The organism is Kistimonas ophiarachnellae (assembly GCF_057552235.1).
Window position 1 is genome coordinate 67,216 of record NZ_BAAJPA010000005.1, and the last position, 18,120, is coordinate 85,335.

The 18,120-nt window shown below is 49.7% G+C and carries 14 protein-coding genes; 5 read left to right on the plus strand and 9 right to left on the minus strand.

Annotated features, from left to right (window positions below; all coding sequences use genetic code 11):
* Nucleotides 1-41: 41 nt before the first annotated feature.
* Nucleotides 42-1,454 (plus strand): L-serine ammonia-lyase, encoded by a 1,413-nt coding sequence (locus AC27K1_RS07510; protein WP_487149517.1) that lies wholly within the window; start codon nucleotides 42-44, stop codon nucleotides 1,452-1,454.
* A gap of 130 nt (nucleotides 1,455-1,584) precedes the next feature.
* Here the strand turns inward: AC27K1_RS07510 and AC27K1_RS07515 are convergent, their stop codons facing one another.
* The 3 genes from AC27K1_RS07515 to AC27K1_RS07525 all read right to left on the minus strand — a co-directional run bounded on the left by AC27K1_RS07515 (nucleotide 1,585) and on the right by AC27K1_RS07525 (nucleotide 6,884).
* A complete protein-coding gene (locus tag AC27K1_RS07515; RefSeq protein WP_487149518.1) occupies nucleotides 1,585-3,048 on the minus strand; it encodes a hypothetical protein in 1,464 nt (487 codons plus the stop codon).
* Between the two features lie 233 nt (nucleotides 3,049-3,281).
* Nucleotides 3,282-4,784 carry a hypothetical protein gene (locus AC27K1_RS07520; protein WP_487149519.1) on the minus strand — a complete coding sequence of 501 codons (1,503 nt, stop codon included), beginning with the start codon at nucleotides 4,782-4,784 and terminating at the stop codon, nucleotides 3,282-3,284.
* A 306-nt stretch (nucleotides 4,785-5,090) separates the two neighbouring features.
* On the minus strand, nucleotides 5,091-6,884 hold the full coding sequence (locus tag AC27K1_RS07525) for a hypothetical protein (protein WP_487149521.1): 1,794 nt from the start codon (nucleotides 6,882-6,884) through the stop codon (nucleotides 5,091-5,093).
* 855 nt (nucleotides 6,885-7,739) lie between these two features.
* Between AC27K1_RS07525 and AC27K1_RS07530 the strand changes: the two genes are divergently transcribed.
* The 3 genes from AC27K1_RS07530 to AC27K1_RS07540 all read left to right on the plus strand — a co-directional run bounded on the left by AC27K1_RS07530 (nucleotide 7,740) and on the right by AC27K1_RS07540 (nucleotide 12,049).
* A complete protein-coding gene (locus tag AC27K1_RS07530; protein WP_487149523.1) occupies nucleotides 7,740-8,249 on the plus strand; it encodes a hypothetical protein in 510 nt (169 codons plus the stop codon).
* A 1,231-nt stretch (nucleotides 8,250-9,480) separates the two neighbouring features.
* On the plus strand, nucleotides 9,481-10,260 hold the full coding sequence (locus AC27K1_RS07535; RefSeq protein ID WP_487149525.1) for a creatininase: 780 nt from the start codon (nucleotides 9,481-9,483) through the stop codon (nucleotides 10,258-10,260).
* A gap of 199 nt (nucleotides 10,261-10,459) precedes the next feature.
* Nucleotides 10,460-12,049 carry a BCCT family transporter gene (locus AC27K1_RS07540; protein WP_487149527.1) on the plus strand — a complete coding sequence of 530 codons (1,590 nt, stop codon included), beginning with the start codon at nucleotides 10,460-10,462 and terminating at the stop codon, nucleotides 12,047-12,049.
* A 153-nt stretch (nucleotides 12,050-12,202) separates the two neighbouring features.
* Here AC27K1_RS07540 and AC27K1_RS07545 read toward each other — a convergent pair whose 3' ends face one another.
* Nucleotides 12,203-13,087: a LysR family transcriptional regulator gene (locus AC27K1_RS07545; RefSeq protein ID WP_487149529.1), complete on the minus strand. Its 885-nt coding sequence runs from the start codon at nucleotides 13,085-13,087 to the stop codon at nucleotides 12,203-12,205.
* A 106-nt stretch (nucleotides 13,088-13,193) separates the two neighbouring features.
* Here AC27K1_RS07545 and AC27K1_RS07550 point away from each other — a divergent pair, with 106 nt between their 5' ends.
* Nucleotides 13,194-13,643, plus strand: a complete 450-nt coding sequence (locus tag AC27K1_RS07550; protein WP_487149531.1) for a PACE efflux transporter — start codon at nucleotides 13,194-13,196, stop codon at nucleotides 13,641-13,643.
* 103 nt (nucleotides 13,644-13,746) lie between these two features.
* Here the strand turns inward: AC27K1_RS07550 and AC27K1_RS07555 are convergent, their stop codons facing one another.
* From AC27K1_RS07555 to AC27K1_RS07575, 5 genes are all read right to left on the minus strand, one after another.
* Nucleotides 13,747-14,025: a CBU_0592 family membrane protein gene (locus AC27K1_RS07555; protein ID WP_487149532.1), complete on the minus strand. Its 279-nt coding sequence runs from the start codon at nucleotides 14,023-14,025 to the stop codon at nucleotides 13,747-13,749.
* A gap of 3 nt (nucleotides 14,026-14,028) precedes the next feature.
* Nucleotides 14,029-14,283 (minus strand): CBU_0592 family membrane protein, encoded by a 255-nt coding sequence (locus tag AC27K1_RS07560; RefSeq protein WP_487149534.1) that lies wholly within the window; start codon nucleotides 14,281-14,283, stop codon nucleotides 14,029-14,031.
* A gap of 164 nt (nucleotides 14,284-14,447) precedes the next feature.
* Nucleotides 14,448-15,422, minus strand: a complete 975-nt coding sequence (gene speB, locus AC27K1_RS07565; RefSeq protein ID WP_487149536.1) for an agmatinase — start codon at nucleotides 15,420-15,422, stop codon at nucleotides 14,448-14,450.
* A gap of 174 nt (nucleotides 15,423-15,596) precedes the next feature.
* Complete coding sequence (locus AC27K1_RS07570) at nucleotides 15,597-16,838, minus strand: glycosyltransferase family 9 protein (RefSeq protein WP_487149538.1); 1,242 nt, start codon at nucleotides 16,836-16,838, stop codon at nucleotides 15,597-15,599.
* Nucleotides 16,835-18,115, minus strand: coding sequence for a GtrA family protein (locus AC27K1_RS07575; RefSeq protein ID WP_487149540.1), 1,281 nt, complete (start codon nucleotides 18,113-18,115; stop codon nucleotides 16,835-16,837). Before AC27K1_RS07575 ends, AC27K1_RS07570 begins: the two co-directional genes overlap by 4 nt.
* Between the last annotated feature and the right edge of the window lie 5 nt (nucleotides 18,116-18,120).

An 18,120-nucleotide genomic window follows, 5' to 3' on the forward strand; every position in this document is an offset into this window, starting at 1 on the left:
ACTCCCCCTCATTATTGACCCTAAAGCATCCCCTAATAACTATGACACTCAGTATCTTTGATATTTTCAAAATCGGTATCGGTCCTTCCAGTTCCCACACTGTCGGTCCGATGTGGGCTGGTCATCGTTTTCTGTCCGATCTGCGTGAGAAAGGCCTGTTGGATACGATCGCATCCGTGCGTGTCGGTCTGTACGGCTCCCTGGCGCTGACCGGTGTCGGTCACGGGACAGACAAGGCGGCGTTGCTGGGTCTGGCAGGTTTTCGTCCGGATACCATTAATCCTGATGAAGCCGACAAGGTCTATGAAGCTATCAAGGACAGCGGCAAGCTGAACCTGGCCGGTGAGCGTGAGATTGCTTACAACTACGACACCCAGATGATTTTCCACTTCGGCGAAACCCTGCCGGAGCATCCCAATGCCATGCGCATCTATGCGTCTGACGCCAATGGGATTGTTGTTTATTACAAGACTTACCTGTCCGTTGGCGGCGGCTTCGTGGTCTGCGCCGACGAGTTCAACGACAAGAACAAGCAAAACGGCACTGAAGCGCCTGTGAGTGGCGCGCCGGTGGTTCCGTATCCGTTCAAGAATGCCGAAGAGCTGCTGGACCTGTGCCAGAAGCACAACCTGACCATCGCGGAACTGGCACTGGAAAACGAAAAAGCCCTTGCCGGTGGCGACATGGAGCTGGTCAACCAGCGTATCGACGCCATCTGGGATGTCATGCGCAACTGCATCGACCGCGGCATGAAGATGGAAGGCATCCTGCCGGTCAGCGGTATCAAGCGTCGTGCGTCTACCACGCACAAGACCCTGATGGCTAACCCGGAAGCCATGCTGACTGACCACTTTGTCATCATGGACTGGGTGACCCTGTTCGCCATGGCGGTCAATGAAGAAAACGCCTGTGGCGGTCGCGTAGTCACTGCGCCGACCAATGGTGCTGCCGGTGTTATTCCTGCCGTTATCGCTTACTACACCCGCTTTACCAAGGGTGCAGATCAGAAGGGCGTTCGTGACTTCCTGGCCACTGCCGGCGCGATCGGCATGCTGTACAAGATGAATGCGTCTATCTCTGGCGCGGAAGCCGGTTGCCAGGCGGAAGTGGGCAGTGCCTGTTCCATGGCGGCGGGTGCACTGGCCGCTGTACTGGGCGGTAACATCCACCAGGTAGAAAATGCTGCCGAGATCGGTATGGAGCATAACCTGGGCATGACCTGCGACCCGATTGCCGGCCTGGTACAGGTTCCCTGCATCGAGCGTAACGGTATGGCTGCGATCAAGGCGATCACTGCAACCCGTATGGCGCTGCGTGGTGACGGTAGCCACGAGGTGTCTCTGGATAGCGTTATCGAGACCATGTACCGCACCGGTCTGGATATCCAGGCCAAGTACCGCGAAACCTCCCTGGGCGGTCTGGCGATTTATGCAAAAAAGCAGCAGGTTGCATAAGTGAAAGCAACCTGAACTGATGATGGTTAAAAACCCCACAGCTGTGGGGTTTTTAATGTTAAGGGAAATCCGTCATTCTTCTCTATGTAACCCTGGCTTACGATTCAATCATCACAAAATAAAGGATGATCTATAAAACATTGCCGGGATCATCGCCGATATAAAAGCGCACCTTGCGCGCATATCCAGCACCATCCTTGTCCTGTGCCTCTGCCATTGCCTGTTCGTAAGAGATAACCTGGAAAGCCTTGGCTGTACCAGAGAACTCACCGGCGTCTTCAACCACTTCATCAGGTAGTAATGAAGGTAACTCCCTGATTGCAATTCCTTCCTTTTTAAGCAGACGCCGACAATGAAATGTCTGTTCATCACAGCACTCGCTAAATAAAATCACGAATTTCCCATGATTTTCATGCCAGGTTTTATATAAATGAGCCAGATAGTTTCCAATGTTGCCAGAGGAACCTGTGACTCTGACATAGGGTGGTGGTGCACAAATCAGTAGTACGGCATTTTCTATTGTTTCACGGCGTGCGATGTCTTTAATAAAATCGATAGCATCCATTTTTTCTACAGGAAAATAAACGCCAGATCTTCTGGGGTGATTGTCGCAGGCGCGAACGCAGAGTCCACATTGGCTAAGATGTGCTGCGGTATAACCTGTTCCTGCCATCGGTTCTACCACCTTTGTGGCGCCATTGCTTTGGATATAGTCACCTAACAGCTCATAGCCTGTTCTCGACAGGGAAAAATAGATATGCATTCTACCCGAAATGATGGCTTCCATATTGGAAGCCATTGTTACCAGGTCGGGGTGGAGATCATCGACTTCCCGGGGAATGGATGGGATCATTCTGTGCAGATAGTCCATACCTGCAAAGGTGAGGGTTTGTTTTTCATAGGTGATGAAAAGATCCAGCGCTTTGCTTTGCTGTGTTGGCCTGATATTCAGATCACAAACCTGCCCGCATAATAATTGCTGAATATTACGGTATGCGGTTTGATAAAAGTCGTATGTCAAAATAAGGGCGTCGATAAAACTGTACGTTGTTTGATTGAAACACTGACAAATATGTTGTGTGGCTTTAATAATCTCACGGCACTTCTGGTTTTCCCGGGCTTCCCAGTCGAAATGTGAAGGCCCGTTGAGAAAGTCTTCTACAGGTATGCATACGGATAGTACCTCGTTTTGAATGCTTTCTGTGAAGCAGGCCAAGACTTCTTCCGGAAATTTAATAGCTTCCAGTCTTATGTCTAATCTGCCGATGAGTCGTGATATCACTTTATGCAATTCATGTAATTGTTGATAGTACGCTTTGCTGTCTACAGGGAGAGCGTTGATAGTTTCAGAGAGTGTTCTAATGTTTCTATTGTCTTTGAGGTAACCTGCTCTGGGTGTAAAATGCGTTATTTCTTCTTTTTGTTTAAATGTGCATAGGATCTCGCTTTGGGTCTTTTTTATGCGTTTTTCTGGTTTTTGTTCAGTTAGTGTTATCAGGTTGTCAGGTAAGCTTTTTGAATGATGCTGAAAGCACTGTGTTTCACGCATTCTTTTCGGGAACCGATGATGCGCGCTTGTTTGAGTAGTCAACATAGGTTGTTTCCATGAAAAGGTGTGTTTTTTATTTGATTCTTTTTTGATGGTTTGTTGTTCTACAGATGCTATTTGTTATCCAATATTGACCGTGTTGTCATATTTTATCGTGCTGTTTTTCCCTAAAGGCAATAATGCCGTTAATTATTTTTTATATGCACAGGTTATAGTGTTTCAGATATAAGTAGAGGAGCCTGTTGTATAACCATGCCGGTCTAAAATGATGGGGTGCGTTAGCTGGAGACGGAAACCAGATTGAAGGCTTTGGCCGTACCGGCATAAGCGCCCAAATCAGTTATCAACTCATCCGGTACAGGGGCGAGCGGTTTAATACGGATACCGGCCTGAAGGAGTATTTCAGCATCATACAGTTCGCTTTCATCCGTACAATCACTGAAAATAATGACTGGACCGCCATTATACCTGTGCCATTTCAGGAATGTTTCTGCCAGATATTCATTGATAGGATTCTGTATAGGATGTTTAACGCCCTTTTTATCTATTTCGTAGGTTTCGGCTGTTGTTGGCGGGGCAGCAATGAGTAGCGCGCACTGAGACAAGGCGCTGTCACTATCGGCAAGGTTGTCAATGAACGCCTTCGCGTCCATTTCTGAGACTGTTGTAAAGGAGCGTGAGAGGGGGGATAGGTCACAGGCCTTGACCGGCATGCCGATGTCCATCATTGAGCGGGCCAGGTAACCACATCCCCCCATGATTTCAAACACAGACAGGACACCAAGGTTCTGGATGAAGGTTTTTAGTCTGGGGCGGGCTGCTTTCGCTAAGGTGCAGTGGATCCACAAGTGTGCAACCGTAAACTGGGTCAGGTTCCTGTGGATTAAAAGGAGATAGGGTTCGATTATTTCATTATCTGCGGATATTAATGATGCCTTGCGGATGTGCTTGAAACTTCGTAACGTTTTTTCCTTAAAATGAACAAACTGTTCCTTCTCCTCGTAAGAATCGTATTTGATTTTAAGGCCAAGGATTTTGATGATGTCATCAGGGGATATGCTCTCTTTGCATATCTTTCCATAGAGAACAGTCTTGTATCGCGAATTGATGGCCTTGGCGTATTCGTATAATCTCAGTACGATTTCAATATCGCTGATTATTGTTTCCTGTAAAAGGAGCTGGTAGCTGGTGGTATCGATAAATTGCCTTAAATAATAGCCTTCGCTATTTATGTCTTCGTGCACAGTGAAAGGGTTTTCCAGGTAAAGTTGAATGCCTTTTAATAATTTTTCCAGATGTGGACGTATTTCTTTGTTGAAATAATGAAAAGCATCAGCGGGGAATCTTGAGTTTTTGATATTGATTTCTTCAAGGGGTTTGATTTCTTTTTTGAGATCTTTGTGAATTTTTCTATACCGCCTGAAAGTGATGACGCCTGTAGCTCGTAGCTCTGGCGGTATTTTTCTCTCTGAGCGAGCTTCTTTTGATATCACCTCGTCAAATTTTGCTATCTCTGATAGGTATTCCTTGATGTCATCACGATCAAACAGGTTGCGCCTTGCTGAAGCAACCTTACTGGATTGTTCCTGATATTTTTTTTGTTGGACTTTCCTCTTGGTGAGAACGGTGTCCGGAGTGGTTGAATCAGTAAGTTTGGCCGCTACTGGCTGATTTTCAGTGCCTGAGCGTTTTTGGGGGGCTGTACGAGTCTGGCCAGAAGTCGACAATCGGTCACCCGGTAATGCTCCGGCGCTTGCGGTTTGAGTGCTTTTGGGTTCCATCCGTATTCCCTGCTTATTACTTGAATCACAATAACCCGGACTTTTGACTTCACCGGTTCTGAAAAATTCATGATAACTTGAAAAAAACTGCTTTTGTCAGAACTTCAGCACTGAGCTACCAGCTTAGCTTACCCAACGTGCTAGCCGAGCCTGAGCAACTGCAGGGACACATTTGAGATTATGTTTGTGCGGATACTTACAGCGAAAAATTATGCATCGCTAACCGCGCTTTTAAGGCATTGAAGTAGTCGATGCCAAGCAGGTCTAATATGACTGGAAATCTATACTGGGAATCTGTTGTATTGATTATTTTGATCCTGTTTGAGGTTTGAGTTTTACTAATTTAAAGCGGTGTGCAAGGTTGAGTTTTTCTTTTAGTAAACTGTTCATTGTTGTGAATAATTCTGTCTTGAGCTCTTTCTTTAAGGGGCTACGCTGAATGCACCATTGATAGGTGTGCTGGAAAAAATTACGGATATTTTCATGGTGGGCTGCTGTAATTCCTATCTCCTTGGATATTGTTGCGACGCTGTCAAACAGCGTCTTTGTTTCCTTAGGTATCCCCTGATTACTCCAGCTTCGCTCGTGTGAGCATTTTGCTATTTTGGAAAACAACTGTTGTCTCTGTTGATAAATTGGATGGATTGGATCGCTTGTTATTATTTTAATGTATTGTTTAGATTCGCCAAAGGTGATGCCTCGAGATTTCTGTTTATCGCTTTTGGTGCCTGTTGATGGCATGTGGAGATATGTCAATTTTGTTTTTGGTGGGTTTGGCTTGTATGTTTCGGTGGTAAACCATTGTTGCATCGTTTTAAAGCTGGATATGCAGGCAATTAGGGTATCGCAGAAGTTATCAGCATCAGCAATTGATGCTGTCTCTTGCCTTAAACGATTTTCGGGGATTAAAGATAATTGATCGTCATCCTTACTTAGACAACAATAATACTGGTCGTACGTAGAGACTGCTTCAGTCCCTTTTGTTTTTTCTATTTCAGATTGCTTCAATATGAGCATTTGAAATGGATCGTAGATCAGACGACCGCTATAGAACTTGGGATCTGTCTCTACGGCTATTACTTTTACTGTCGGTGTATATTTTTCCTGCGACTGTGGCGGAGAGGATGGCTGAAACCGTGGTGGCAGGGTTAGTTGCTGTTCTTTTCCTCTGGCTCCCCCGCCAGGAAACTCTGTAGTCGCAATACGTTGCGCCGAGGACATTGCTGCATCCGCTGTATCGATTGGCTGCTGTGGTAGTGGCATTGCAGCGTAATTTGCTGGTTCACTGTGCCTGGCATGGACGGGAATTCCCGGTGAAGCAGGTTGAAGAGTGGAAGGTGGTGGCGTCTTCCCCATTTCAAGCGTGACACCGTAAAACTCTAGAGTCGGTTGCTGTTGCTGCTGTCTCCTGATGGCATGCGAAACCGTCAGGGTGGGAGAAACGGGTTCTATTGTCGCCGCGGTGGGTATACGAGCCAGATTGACCAGTGCACGATGAATTCTGGGAATCAGGTTTGTCTGTTTATTATCAGAAAGCACATCATAACAATGATCAAGGAATGAAGCGCAATAATCTATTTTGCTGCTATCCGTCATGTTCAGTGCATCAAGACCGCTTACCACTTGAGCAAGGCGTGTATTAATATTATGGGCATTCACTGTGTCGATGTTTTGTATGAAATCCTTTTCTGCCTCAAAAAGACGATAGGTAACACGACTTCTTATTTCTGAAAACTTTTCAAGAAATTGTTGGGCGGATGTTTTCTGCACGGTTTTAGTGTTAATACTCTCGATCTCTTGAGACCTTTTGTCCATCGCGTCAAGCTGCCTGGTCAGGTTCATGTAGTATTCGTCACTGAAACTGTGATTTCCTTGCCGGAAATAAGTCCCGCCCACGCTGCTTATGCCAACGGGAGCATCCATAGATGCTTTTCGATCAGAAAATATTTCGATATGGCGCTTGATATCTTGTTCCACGCTGCTGAAGTCTGTGCGATAAGGTGCAGATGGATCAAAATGAACCCCGATGTTCTCCATTAGGGACTGTTTGTGGTTAGGTTGGCTGACACGTCTGCTACCGATCTCTTCCTGCTGCTGCATCGGTGCCCATATGCTTAACGAAGGACTGTCTGGTTCCGCACTGAATGGGTACCGACTTTGGGAGGTTTGTTGACCGAACTGTAGAGGCTGCACTGCTTGCGATTGTGGTGCTGGGAGAGGCTTTGATCCTGAATCTCTAAACATAAACAACCTCCGGATTGATAGGGCGACTTGCTTGATATTCTTTCAGAGGAAGAAAATAGTGGTGACTAAACCTCTGCTCTAACAAACTCGGCTCATGCAATTTAGGCTTGGGCATTATCATTTAGTTCTTACAGGTTTTGATTTTGTTATTTCAACTGACTCTGCTTATTAGCGGTTTAATGCATAAAACCCTGAGGACGCTGCAGATAATAATGTCGCGTTGCCGCCAGCCAGAAGAAGCTTCCCCTTTCCCGCTGTAAAGCCGACTGCCGGGGTATTGTCGGATGCAAACGAACGAAAGCCTGCCCGGCTGCCTTCATCGCAATAAAAGCAAGTCCACAGCCTGTTCAAACCGGAGCCATCCTTCTGCCAGCACTCAATCACCCGTATAGGCATCCAGGCAGGCAACGGGATCTGTATCCGCGGGAGACACCTGCAAATTGAGCCGCCAGTCCGGCTTCATGGGTATGGGGGCGTCTGACCTGAAATAAGTCGCTTTTAAGCAGCGTGGGAACTTTTACATGAAAACGACTGTCTCTCTATTAGAGATTAAAACAATTGGATGTCCTTGTCGGACAGGTGTTGATGTATCCATCTGGAATGAAGGGACTAATAAATGCAAATTTTGTTTAGAAATAAGAGGGTAGCGTTATGGCATGTGCACCTGATGTGACGAGGACTACGGTGGCCCAACAGTCAGCGTCATATGGCATGAAATCATCAGGACAGGATGCTTCGCAGGCGAACATGGCGGGGCATACAGTGAAGACAGCCCAGGGCCAAAAGATCATTGGGCGCTCAAATAACACTGCTGATCAAGATACCTCTGACTTTGTGATTTTTTCTCAGGACGAGATGGTGTCTGCATGTGCAGATGAATCGACCAAAGGAACGTTGCTTGAACCGGGCGAATCTGAACGTTATGAGCGTTTTGAAGCCGCAGAAACTACAGCTACAACTACAGCTACTACTGATTCTGCCGGTTCCAATGGATTTTGTGCTTGCATCAAGAGCGAATATAACCGGCAACGTATGTATGATTATGGCGGGGGGCGCAAAGGATCATTCATAGGCAATTGTGTCCGAACATTGACGATAACGGCTGCCAAAAGCCTATTATCTGACTCTGCTGCAGAGGAATTCGATGAAGTGGTAATGGTTTCAAGTCATGTAAACGCTAAAGATTGTGGTGACTTGATTGGCAGAGCTATAAGGCGCTAAACATTCATTTCAATACGTGCGTTTCTAAAGAAGATGTTTGTCCTCTGTCAGCCATATTCTTTTCCTGCATACTAATCTGAACGGCAGAAAGTCCACTTACCCGAAAGCCTGCTCTTTGTGGCCGCGGTGACAAGCTTCTCAGCGAGAGTAGCCTGAGAACTGTCGCCAAAGCGAAGCCTGCATTCGCGTTGACGGATCTTATGATGTCTGGCATGAATGGGGATGAACTCTGTCACCCTTTAAAGGCAATCGATCATCTGCAAATCATCAACAGCTGGGTTCAGTGGGGGGCCGGGCATGTCCGGTTTTATCCTGCAGCCATTCTGGCGTGATTAGGGCAGTCGTTTGTCTCCAAGAGTGAGAGATCAATAGATCAGCAGAAGGGCAGACGCAATAACGAATCCGTAAACGTCATAGTGTTGGTATAAGTGGATCAATGATTTACAGTTGTTTCAACCTGAATTCTGCCAGAGGCTGGCTGTTTTATGCTGGGCATATTCGAGGGATGGAATATCCTGCCAAAAATGTTGTGTAAATCTGCCGGGATGCTGGATAAAGTTGCCACAAGTCTTCATGGAAGGCCGTGAAACCAGGCAGAAGGGATTGCCATGTTAAGCGCTGGCTTTATTGAGTAATACGCGATTCGGATCCGGGAATAGTTTGGTTCTGTGGATTTTGGATTGATACAGGGTTCACCGTTATTACGGGTCAATCTTGTTTCATCGTTTCTGATGGTGTTGTTTTTGCCTGCTCAGGTATCTAACCATCAGAAATATCGCTCTCCAGTGTAGGGAACACGCACCCAGACCCGCAATTAAGATCTTTGTGTTGTTATACGAGAGGACTTAGTTGTGATGTATGCTTTCATCTGCCACACCAGCCATTATCTCAACGAGCGCTGGGACTGCTTTGTCCTCCGTCTTGTTGGTGCCTTTCTTTTGTCAAAACCATTCCACTATTACAAGTACGATGTTCTGAACGACTGATTGCCTGATAGGGCAAACATCGTTTATTTCGATGACTTCCGACAAATCGTTGCCCGCGACATAAGCCTTTTCAAATCGGTGTCTGTTTGCCTTTATCAGGTTAATGGACAGGTATTTGTCTGGTTTTTAAATACCGGCCTTTATTCAGGCAACGGCGGCTTTTTATCGGATTTTTATTTAACGGAACGCTAAACGTTTATTCCGCGGGTGTTCTTTGTCTTTTATTTAACAGGGTAGAGAGATCTGTGAACAATACCGTCAACATGTCCGAGATGAGTAGCTTTGAATACCGGGAGCGTATTGCTTCAGGCAATCCCATCATGATGATGCCTGTCGGCGCCATTGAGCAGCATGGTCCGCATATGTCGATGAACGTCGATGTGCTGTTGCCGACCGCCGTGTGTCAGCATGTGGCTGAGCTGAACGGCGCGATTGTCGCACCTGCCATCACCTATGGTTACAAGTCCCAGCAGCGTTCCGGCGGCGGCTATCACCTGACCGGCACCACCAGTCTGGACGGGGAAACCCTGACCCATATGGTGAAGGATATTATCAAGGAATTTGCCCGTCATGGCATTCGCCGTTTCTGCCTGTGCAACGGCCATTTTGAAAACAACATGTTCCTGGTGGAAGGTACGGATCTCGCCCTGCGGGAGCTGCGCTGGGACGGTATTGATGATGTGAAACTGGTCTTCCTGTCCTACTGGGATTTTGTCGATGAAGCCACCATTGCACGTATCTATCCGGAAGGCTTCCCGGGATGGGATATTGAGCATGGGGGCGTGCTGGAATCGTCCCTGATGCTGCACCTGTTTCCTGAACATATCCACATGGATCGGGTGATGGATCTGCCGCCAGCTGATCTTCCTAACTATGACGTTTTCCCCATTTGCCCCGAGCGGACACCGGCTTCCGGCTGCCTGTCTTCCGCTGCCAAGGCCACCGCTGAAAAAGGTCAGCTGCTGTTGAATGCCTGCGTTGAAGGTATTGCCGATGCATTGCGCAGGGAATTTCCTGACATCTGATTGAATGGTACGGCGATATCAGATCGTTGTTGTTCTGAGTGATGATTATCGGAATAAGCATAAGGCGCTGACAATCCAATATTGCGCAAACTGCCCGCATGGGCGGGCAGTGCACAGGCCAGGAACGGCAGGGGAACGTATTCCGATGATCATGTTGTGGCCGGGACATCTGTCCGGTCTCTTCATGGGGATATGACGTATGAAGGCAAGTGATCATCTGCAAATCATTAACAGTCGGATCAAGTGGGTCAGTGGTGGTATCGGTATTTTGCTGCTGGCCCTTGTACTGACCATGGGGGCGGATGCCGCCAGGGTGATGGATGGCATCCGTACCTGGGTGACCGGCAACTTCACCTGGTACTTTGTTTTGATGGCTTCTGTCAGCCTGTTTTTCTGTATCTGGCTGGCACTTGGCCCCTATGGCAATGTCCGGCTGGGCGGTTCTGACGCCAAACCGGAATTCAGCACCTTCAGCTGGTACGCCATGTTGTTTTCCTGCGGGCAGGGTATAGGCCTGATTTTCTGGAGCGTGGCGGAACCGATCATGCTCTACAACGATCCCGTTATCGGTACGCCGGGTAGTATCGACAGCGCGTACAGTGGCACGGTGTGGGGCTATTTTCACTGGGCGATTCACGCCTGGGCGGTTTACTGTGTGGTCGCCATCTGTCTTGCCTACTCCATCCATAATCGCCGCACACGGTTGAGCTTCATCAGTACCGTTGAAGAGAGCCTGCCGAAGCGTGGTCGAACCGGCCTGTCCATTCTGATTGAAGTGCTGGCCATACTGGCGACAGTGTTTGGTCTGTCAACGTCGTTTGGTTTCGCCGCCCAGCAATTGAACGCCGGCCTTCAGTACAGCATGGGCACTCCCTATAACGCCCTTTTCCAGAGTGTGATCGTGGTCTGCCTTGGTGTCCTGGCGGCTATTTCTCTCTATTTCGGTGTGAAGAAAGGCATGCAGTTGGTCAGCCAGATTAACATGTGGCTCAGTATTCTCCTGCTGGTTGCTATCCTGCTGCTGGGACCGACAGTCTTCCTGATGGCCTTTTTTACCAACAGCTTTGGGCAATATCTCGGTGACATGTTCACCATGGGATTCCATAACGATGCCTTTGCCATCGTGAATGGTCTGACCAGCTGGACCAACAGCTGGGATGGCTGGTGGACCACCTTTATCTGGTGCTGGGTCTTCTCATTCTCTCCCTTTGTCGGGGGCTTTATTGCCCGGATCTCCCGGGGGCGGACACTGCGTGAGTTTGTGTTCAGCGTTGTGGTGATTCCTTCACTGCTGGTGTGTATCTGGATTGCCATCTTCGGCGGTACGGCGATTGCGCTGGATATGGAGAGTGGTGGGGCTATCTCGGCGGCTGTGGCGGAAAACACCTCCAGTGGGCTGTTCTCAACCATTGAAAATATGAATATCGGGCTGATTGGCACTCTGCTGCTGATTGTGGCCACTGTGCTGGTGGGTACCTATTACATCACGTCGCTGGATTCTGGTATCCATGCCCTGTCATCCCTCGTGGCCAGTGATGAGCGTGAGCCGCGTATTTACAGGTTGATGCTTTGTTTGCTGGTCAGTCTGATTGCCTTGACCCTGTTGTCCATTGGTGGAGTGACAGCACTGTCTTCAACCCAGACAGCAGCTATTGTCGGTGCCTTGCCGTTTTCCTTTGTGGTGGTGTTGATGGGGGTAAACCTGATTAAACGACTTCAGCAGGATGCTGATGTAGCCCAGCCTGAGAGCAAGCGTCGGAAACAACCGCTGATAGCGGCGCCTCGCTAATAAAAAACATCAGATAAGAACAATATCATCGCTTCCTGTCGTCCATAGCCTGGGCGACAGGCTTTTACGGGGGAGGTTGCCTGTTTCTGGTTAGCTATTTAGCGGAATCGTTACTGGAAAGTGGTTCGTCATAGTATTCACCATCACCCATTACTAATGTTCAGAAAAAAGGTTTGTCACCTTTTCAGCTAACCAGCCAAGCGCTATCCCGGGACAAGAGTATTTAGCCATGACCCGTTCTACAGGAGCTTGCCAGGGATTGTGGTCAAAGCTGATGGGTAAGCGAACCAGTAATCCCTGTTCAAGCTCATGCTCTACCAGGTGCAGGGGAACATAACTCCAGCCAAGTCCTTGTCGTGCCAACTCTCGTAACAGGTAAAACGTATTTGTCCACCAGATGTCTGTTGACAGTGATGGAAAATAAGCCAGTCCTGAGCCATCGAAGCCTTTAACCAAGAGTTGCCGGTAATGTTGCAGGCAATCAACATCAACCAACTTCTGTTTTGCCAAAGGGTGTTCCGGGTTTGCCACCACTACAAAGGGGAGTGAACCCAGATAGCAGGTAGAAACATTCGGAGGGATGCCGGTATCAGCAAACGTTAAACCTAACTGCGCCTTGCCATCTGCAACCATGGCATGGACATCAGGACTGGCGACAGTATGAATATTTAAGGCGGTTGCTGGAAAATGATCGGCAAACTCTGTTAGTACCCGGGACATAGCCGGAATCATTAACGCCTCATCCACTGCCAGCATTAATTCGTCTTCGTGCCCTTCTGCCAGTGATTTGGCGGTTTTGTCCATATCATGGTCAAGCCTCAGCATGGCTTGTGCCAGCGGTAATAGGCGACGGCCTTCTGCTGTGATAACCGGTGAGCGGCCCGTTCTGGAAAAGAGCTCGTTGCCAAGGTCAATCTCCAGATTGGCAATGCCCTGGCTAACCGCAGATTGCGCTTTTCCCAGTTGTCGTGCCGTTGCTGAGAAAGATCCCAGCTCAGCACTTAGTACAAACATCTTTAACTGCTCAAGGCTATACATATCGGTTTTTCTGATGGTTACTAACTTTTATGTATCTGACTGAAAGATATTATCACCCATAAAACACTCTCATCTTTTGAGTGAATCGATATCTTTGAGCGAATTTATGACGACAAAAGAACGTATTTTCCATTCAGTCTTATTTGAAATGCTTGCCCTTGTGATACTTATTCCCCTGGGTAGCGCAGTAACGGGGCAGGGAGCAGCCGCTATGGCAACAACGGTAGTCAGTCTCGCCGTAATCGCCATGGTATGGAATTATCTATTTAACCTCGGTTTCGACAAAGTGTTTGGGCAGGAACGTATTCACAGAGGCCTGGGGCTGCGAATTTTCCATGGCTTCAGCTTTGAGATGGGACTGGTGGTGTTTACTGTCCCGTTTTTGATGTGGCATTTACAGGCAGGTTTTTGGGAAGTATTGCTGCTTGATCTGGGCTTTATACTCTTTTTCCTGATCTATGCCATTATATTTAACTGGGGCTACGATCAGATCCGGGCTTTCTTTCAGCGTCGCATGAAGGCCGGTTTATCGATCCAAAGCCCGACTCATGGCTAACGCCATAGTCGGGCTAATAATGGGGATCATCTTTATCTATGGAGACTGTCTCTGGTCAGGTTCTCTCCCGGCAGACCTCAAAGCCAAAGTAACGACATAACGATCAGGCCATCGCGTTGCTTCTGGCGGTGTAGTATGTGGCTTTTAATTTCCGATACAGTGCGGTGATACCGATACAGAACCAGCAGCATTGAATCAGGAATGAGCCGATATTGAATGATTCCGACAGTGAGATCAGAAACAGCACCGAACCGCCCAGGTTAAGAAACAGTGTGGAGTAATGGGTGGGCTTGATGATATCCAGTTGTATCAGGAAATAAGCGCAGGTATGAAATATCGCTGCAACGACACCCGCCAGCGCGAAGAGATTGATGGTTTCCATGGCTTACGCGCTCCTCGGTTGCAGTTTTTTGTACAGTCCCGCCAGACCAATGACAATCCAGACCAATTGAATCACCAGTGATCCCAGGTTAAAGCCGTCGTACAGCGAGATAAGAACCAGAAAGGCGCCACCGAGATTCAACGACAGCGTCACAATGTGCTCGGCAGCATAGATTTCCAGCTGGATCAGAAAGTAGGCGCCGACAATGGCAATGGCGCCCAGGATGCCGCAGACAAAAAACAGATTAATCGATTCCATATTCCCCCCTGCCCATAACCCTGGTTATGGATGCTGATTATGCTTGGAACGACAACCGCTTATTTTGATATCAGCCTGCATCTGTCCATCCAGCCGACATTCTGTGATTGCGGTCAATGGCAGGTCAGCGACGCAGTGGGTGCGTCGCTGACTGTGTCGTGGTCTTACTGTTGTTGTTTCTTCAGGGCGCGCTCGTGGAAGATGAAACCAATGCTGTTCATCAACACCTGGGCGGCCAGGATCGAGGTGACGCCTGCCGGGTCATAGGCCGGAGCGACTTCAACCAGGTCCATACCCACAATGTTGCCCTTGCGGGTCAGGCCCTTGATGATTTCGAGGACTTCGTAGTACTGGAAACCACCATGGCTCGGGGTGCCGGTGCCCGGTGCGATGGAGGGATCAAAGCAGTCAATATCCAGGGTGATGTAGTACTGGTCGCGATCCGGAATGCGGGACAGTACTTCCGCGGTACCCATTTCACGTACCTGGCGAACAGACATGATGTCAGAGCCGGCGGCGCGGGCATCGTCATAGTCAGAGCGGCTGGAGGACGAGACGTTGCGGATACCCATCTGGGTCATGCCGGAGATATGGCTGGATTCAGAGGCGCGACGCAGCGGGTTGCCGTGGCCGTATCGGACGCCGTGGCGTTCGTTAACGAAATCCAGGTGCGCGTCAAAGTGAATGACGTGGATCGGGCCGCGACCTTCGAACGCCGCCAGGCAGGGGTAGTTTATGGAATGGTCACCACCGAGGACGATCGGCATAGCACCCTGTTCCAGGATCTTTTTCACCGCTGCCTTGGTGTTGGCGTGGCTCTTGTTCATGTCGGTATGCACGATGTCGGCATCACCAACGTCAACCATGCGCACTTCTTTCTGGGTCAGGTATAGGGTGTCGTCTTCATGGTCGTAAGCGCCGCCATGGCCAAAGGAGAACAGGGTGGAGGCTTCACGGATAGAACGAGGCCCGAAGCGAGCGCCACTCCGCCACTGGGTACCCATATCATTGGGAACGCCGAGGATGGCGACGTCAGCATCGATGTTATCCCAGTCCAGGCAGATGGGTGCCTTGGCGAAGGTGCAGTGTCCGACAAAAGGCAGGTTCAGGCGACCGCTATCGTAAGCATTCTCTGACATATGAATTCCCTCGTGATTAAGCAGACTGTTCTTGGGTCTGTAGTCTGTTGATGGGGATTCTAGGGAGCGCGTCAGTGCGGTTACATAGCCGTTATTGGAAGCTTATATCGGGATTCTTGATGTAATCGGGGAAGCCGTGGTGAAGAGGAACGTCCCTGTTCCGTATCCAGTCAATCAGGCTGAGGCTAATAGTGGAATTCTGTCTTTTTCCAGGTATTGGTTCAGTTGCTTCGTGACCTGCTCCGGCTTGATGGCGCGCAGGCAGGCATTGTCGCGACAGCCGGTTTTCCGGTGGTTGGCAGCGCTGACGCAGGGAGAACAGGCCAGTCCCGCATAAATAGGCGTGGAGTCTCCAAGAGCCCGGTAAAGCTCAGGCGTTTCCGGTCCGAAGATGACAAATGTCTTCAGAGGCGTCACGGAGGCAAAGTGGGCAGGGCCGGAGTCATTGGTCAACATCACGGATGACAGGTAATACAACGGCACCAGTTCATTAAAAGCGAATACGCCGGCGGAGTTGAGACAACGATCATCACCCACGCTTTGTTTCAGTAATTCAGCGCCGGCACGTTCTGCCGGTGCACCAGTAATAATGACAAGAATATCGTCATGCCGCGCCAGTAACTGGCGTATGACGTCTGCATAAGATGTGGCAGACCAGCGACGCTGGGGGAGCAGTTCACTGGCGTTGGGGTTGATCAGCACCAGGCGGTGATAGTCCGGTTGATAACCTTCATACAGTGTTTTCAGTTTGTCGTGAACCTTGTCCTTCTGCGATTGGGGGCATTTTGCCTGGGCGAGTGCAATATCCCTGTCCTGATAGTGACTAGGGCAGTAAGGCTGGCCGGCGCGATCCGCCAGCAGGGTGTCGACCAGTGCCATAAAATTACGGGAAATATGATGGTGCGGGTTGTAACGCACGGGATGGGTCAGCATTTTGCCCCGGTAGAGCCCTTCATCATGGCAGGCGTCGAATCCGCAGCGGCGGCTGGCGCCGCTGAAGCGGGACAGCAGGGCGGTAAAACGGGAAAAAAGCTCCAAATCGACGACAGTGTCTATTTGCCTGCGTCGGCACCAGAGCATGAACTTCACCACATCCACGGCGAGGTGGACAAGGTTGTCGCTGCGCAGTGTGACAATGTTGTCTTCAGGAATGGTGCGGAGCAGATCCAGGCTCATTTTATTGCTGTCGAAGATAGCAAAGTGCAGGTTGGTTCTACCGTTATCACGCATACGGCGTAATGCCGGATCCGCGAGTATTGCACTGCCCATTTCCGAGAGTTCAATAAACAGCACATTCTTCAGTGCCTGCTCTTTCTTTCGGTGAAACACTGACACGATGGCAAAGAACATCCGGCTCAGGAAGCAGAGCGGAATGCCGGCGTAGCGGTCAATAAACCGCATGGTATCAACTTTCATACAGGACTCGTTTCAGGCTTGTCGTTGAAAATGAAGCGGCAGGCGATGGTGAAGTTGAACAGCATGCCGGCCAGCACGCCGGCGACCAGCGCCAGCCGGGTGTACTGGGCGAAGAAGGGGACGTTAGTCGTCAGCAGCCAGAAGGTGCCCCAGTTCGGGACAAAACTGATCAGGCACATGGCCAGGTATTTCAGCCACTGGGGCGCCCGGTCTGAACGACGACGGTCGTTGAAGGTAAAGGTGCGGTTCATCAGCCAGTTCCAGCTGGCAGACACCCAGTAGGCACAGCCCCGCGCGACCAGTGGCGGTATTCCGGCTACAAAGAGCAGCAGGCTGTAAACGGTCATGTCCACCACGAACCCGGTGCAACCCACCAGGCCAAACCGGAACAGGCGGTAAACCAGGGCCAGTGGCGTTTCATAGCGCTGGCGCAGGGTTTTCAGACGACTCTGGATAGCGGGCTGGTGTTGACGCCAGGTGCTGAGACCATCTGAGACAAGGGCAGCCAGCAGTAACGCCGCAAGGCCGTATTGGATCTGGAGGATGCCTGTGTAGTGCTCCGTGCCATTGCGCAGTGTCAGCAGGCTGATGGCGCAAACCACCATCAGTAACCGTGTCAGCAGGGCAATGACAGGGGCTGGCTGAGAAGGTCTGTTCTGGCAAAGAGCAAGCGCAAGAGTGCCGCAAACCGTGCCCAGCACCATGCCGGCGAGCATGTCAGCGGGCCAGTGAACACCGGCGGCAATGCGTGAGAAACCTGCCAGTACGGCCAGTGCAATTACACCGCCTGCCAGGAACAGGTTGTCGCGAAAATGCCGGCAAAGAATGGTGGCCAGCAAAAAGACCGTGGTTGTATGACCGGAAGGAAAGCTGCCATTACGAAACGCCTCACCAATCAGGTGAAAACTTCCGGCTTCCAGTACGGCAGGGGGGCGCTCCACACCGAAGTAGCTTTTCAACAGTCGCACCAGGATGGCGATCATTACGCTGGCCAGCAGCACGGCTCGCATTTTGTCAGGCTGGTGGCGGAGCAGCAGTGCTGCTATGGCAAAGGCGAAAAAACCGTCACCCAGGTTGGTGATCGCTGCCCAGAATGCCGTTGGTAGCAAGGCTGCCTGGTGGTTTATCAGAAGAAACAGTGTCGTGTTTTCTGCGGGATTAACCTGCAACCAGACCGAGGCCATGCAAAGAAGGATCAGTACCAGTGCAAGCGAACCGGTCAGTGGACCGGTGAGTCGGATAGCGGACGGGGGATGAACAAGTGTCGATGTCGTCATTCTCA

Bases quoted from the DNA above. Each gene is read 5' to 3' on its own strand.
- AC27K1_RS07510 (WP_487149517.1), top strand. From the start codon at position 42: ATGACACTCAGTATCTTTGATATTTTCAAAATCGGTATCGGTCCTTCC.
- AC27K1_RS07515 (WP_487149518.1), bottom strand. From the start codon at position 3,048: ATGTTGACTACTCAAACAAGCGCGCATCATCGGTTCCCGAAAAGAATG.
- AC27K1_RS07520 (WP_487149519.1), bottom strand. From the start codon at position 4,784: ATGGAACCCAAAAGCACTCAAACCGCAAGCGCCGGAGCATTACCGGGT.
- AC27K1_RS07525 (WP_487149521.1), bottom strand. From the start codon at position 6,884: ATGCAGCAGCAGGAAGAGATCGGTAGCAGACGTGTCAGCCAACCTAAC.
- AC27K1_RS07530 (WP_487149523.1), top strand. From the start codon at position 7,740: ATGAAATCATCAGGACAGGATGCTTCGCAGGCGAACATGGCGGGGCAT.
- AC27K1_RS07540 (WP_487149527.1), top strand. From the start codon at position 10,460: ATGAAGGCAAGTGATCATCTGCAAATCATTAACAGTCGGATCAAGTGG.
- AC27K1_RS07545 (WP_487149529.1), bottom strand. From the start codon at position 13,087: ATGTATAGCCTTGAGCAGTTAAAGATGTTTGTACTAAGTGCTGAGCTG.
- AC27K1_RS07550 (WP_487149531.1), top strand. From the start codon at position 13,194: ATGACGACAAAAGAACGTATTTTCCATTCAGTCTTATTTGAAATGCTT.
- AC27K1_RS07555 (WP_487149532.1), bottom strand. From the start codon at position 14,025: ATGGAAACCATCAATCTCTTCGCGCTGGCGGGTGTCGTTGCAGCGATA.
- AC27K1_RS07560 (WP_487149534.1), bottom strand. From the start codon at position 14,283: ATGGAATCGATTAATCTGTTTTTTGTCTGCGGCATCCTGGGCGCCATT.
- speB (WP_487149536.1), bottom strand. From the start codon at position 15,422: ATGTCAGAGAATGCTTACGATAGCGGTCGCCTGAACCTGCCTTTTGTC.
- AC27K1_RS07570 (WP_487149538.1), bottom strand. From the start codon at position 16,838: ATGAAAGTTGATACCATGCGGTTTATTGACCGCTACGCCGGCATTCCG.
- AC27K1_RS07575 (WP_487149540.1), bottom strand. From the start codon at position 18,115: ATGACGACATCGACACTTGTTCATCCCCCGTCCGCTATCCGACTCACC.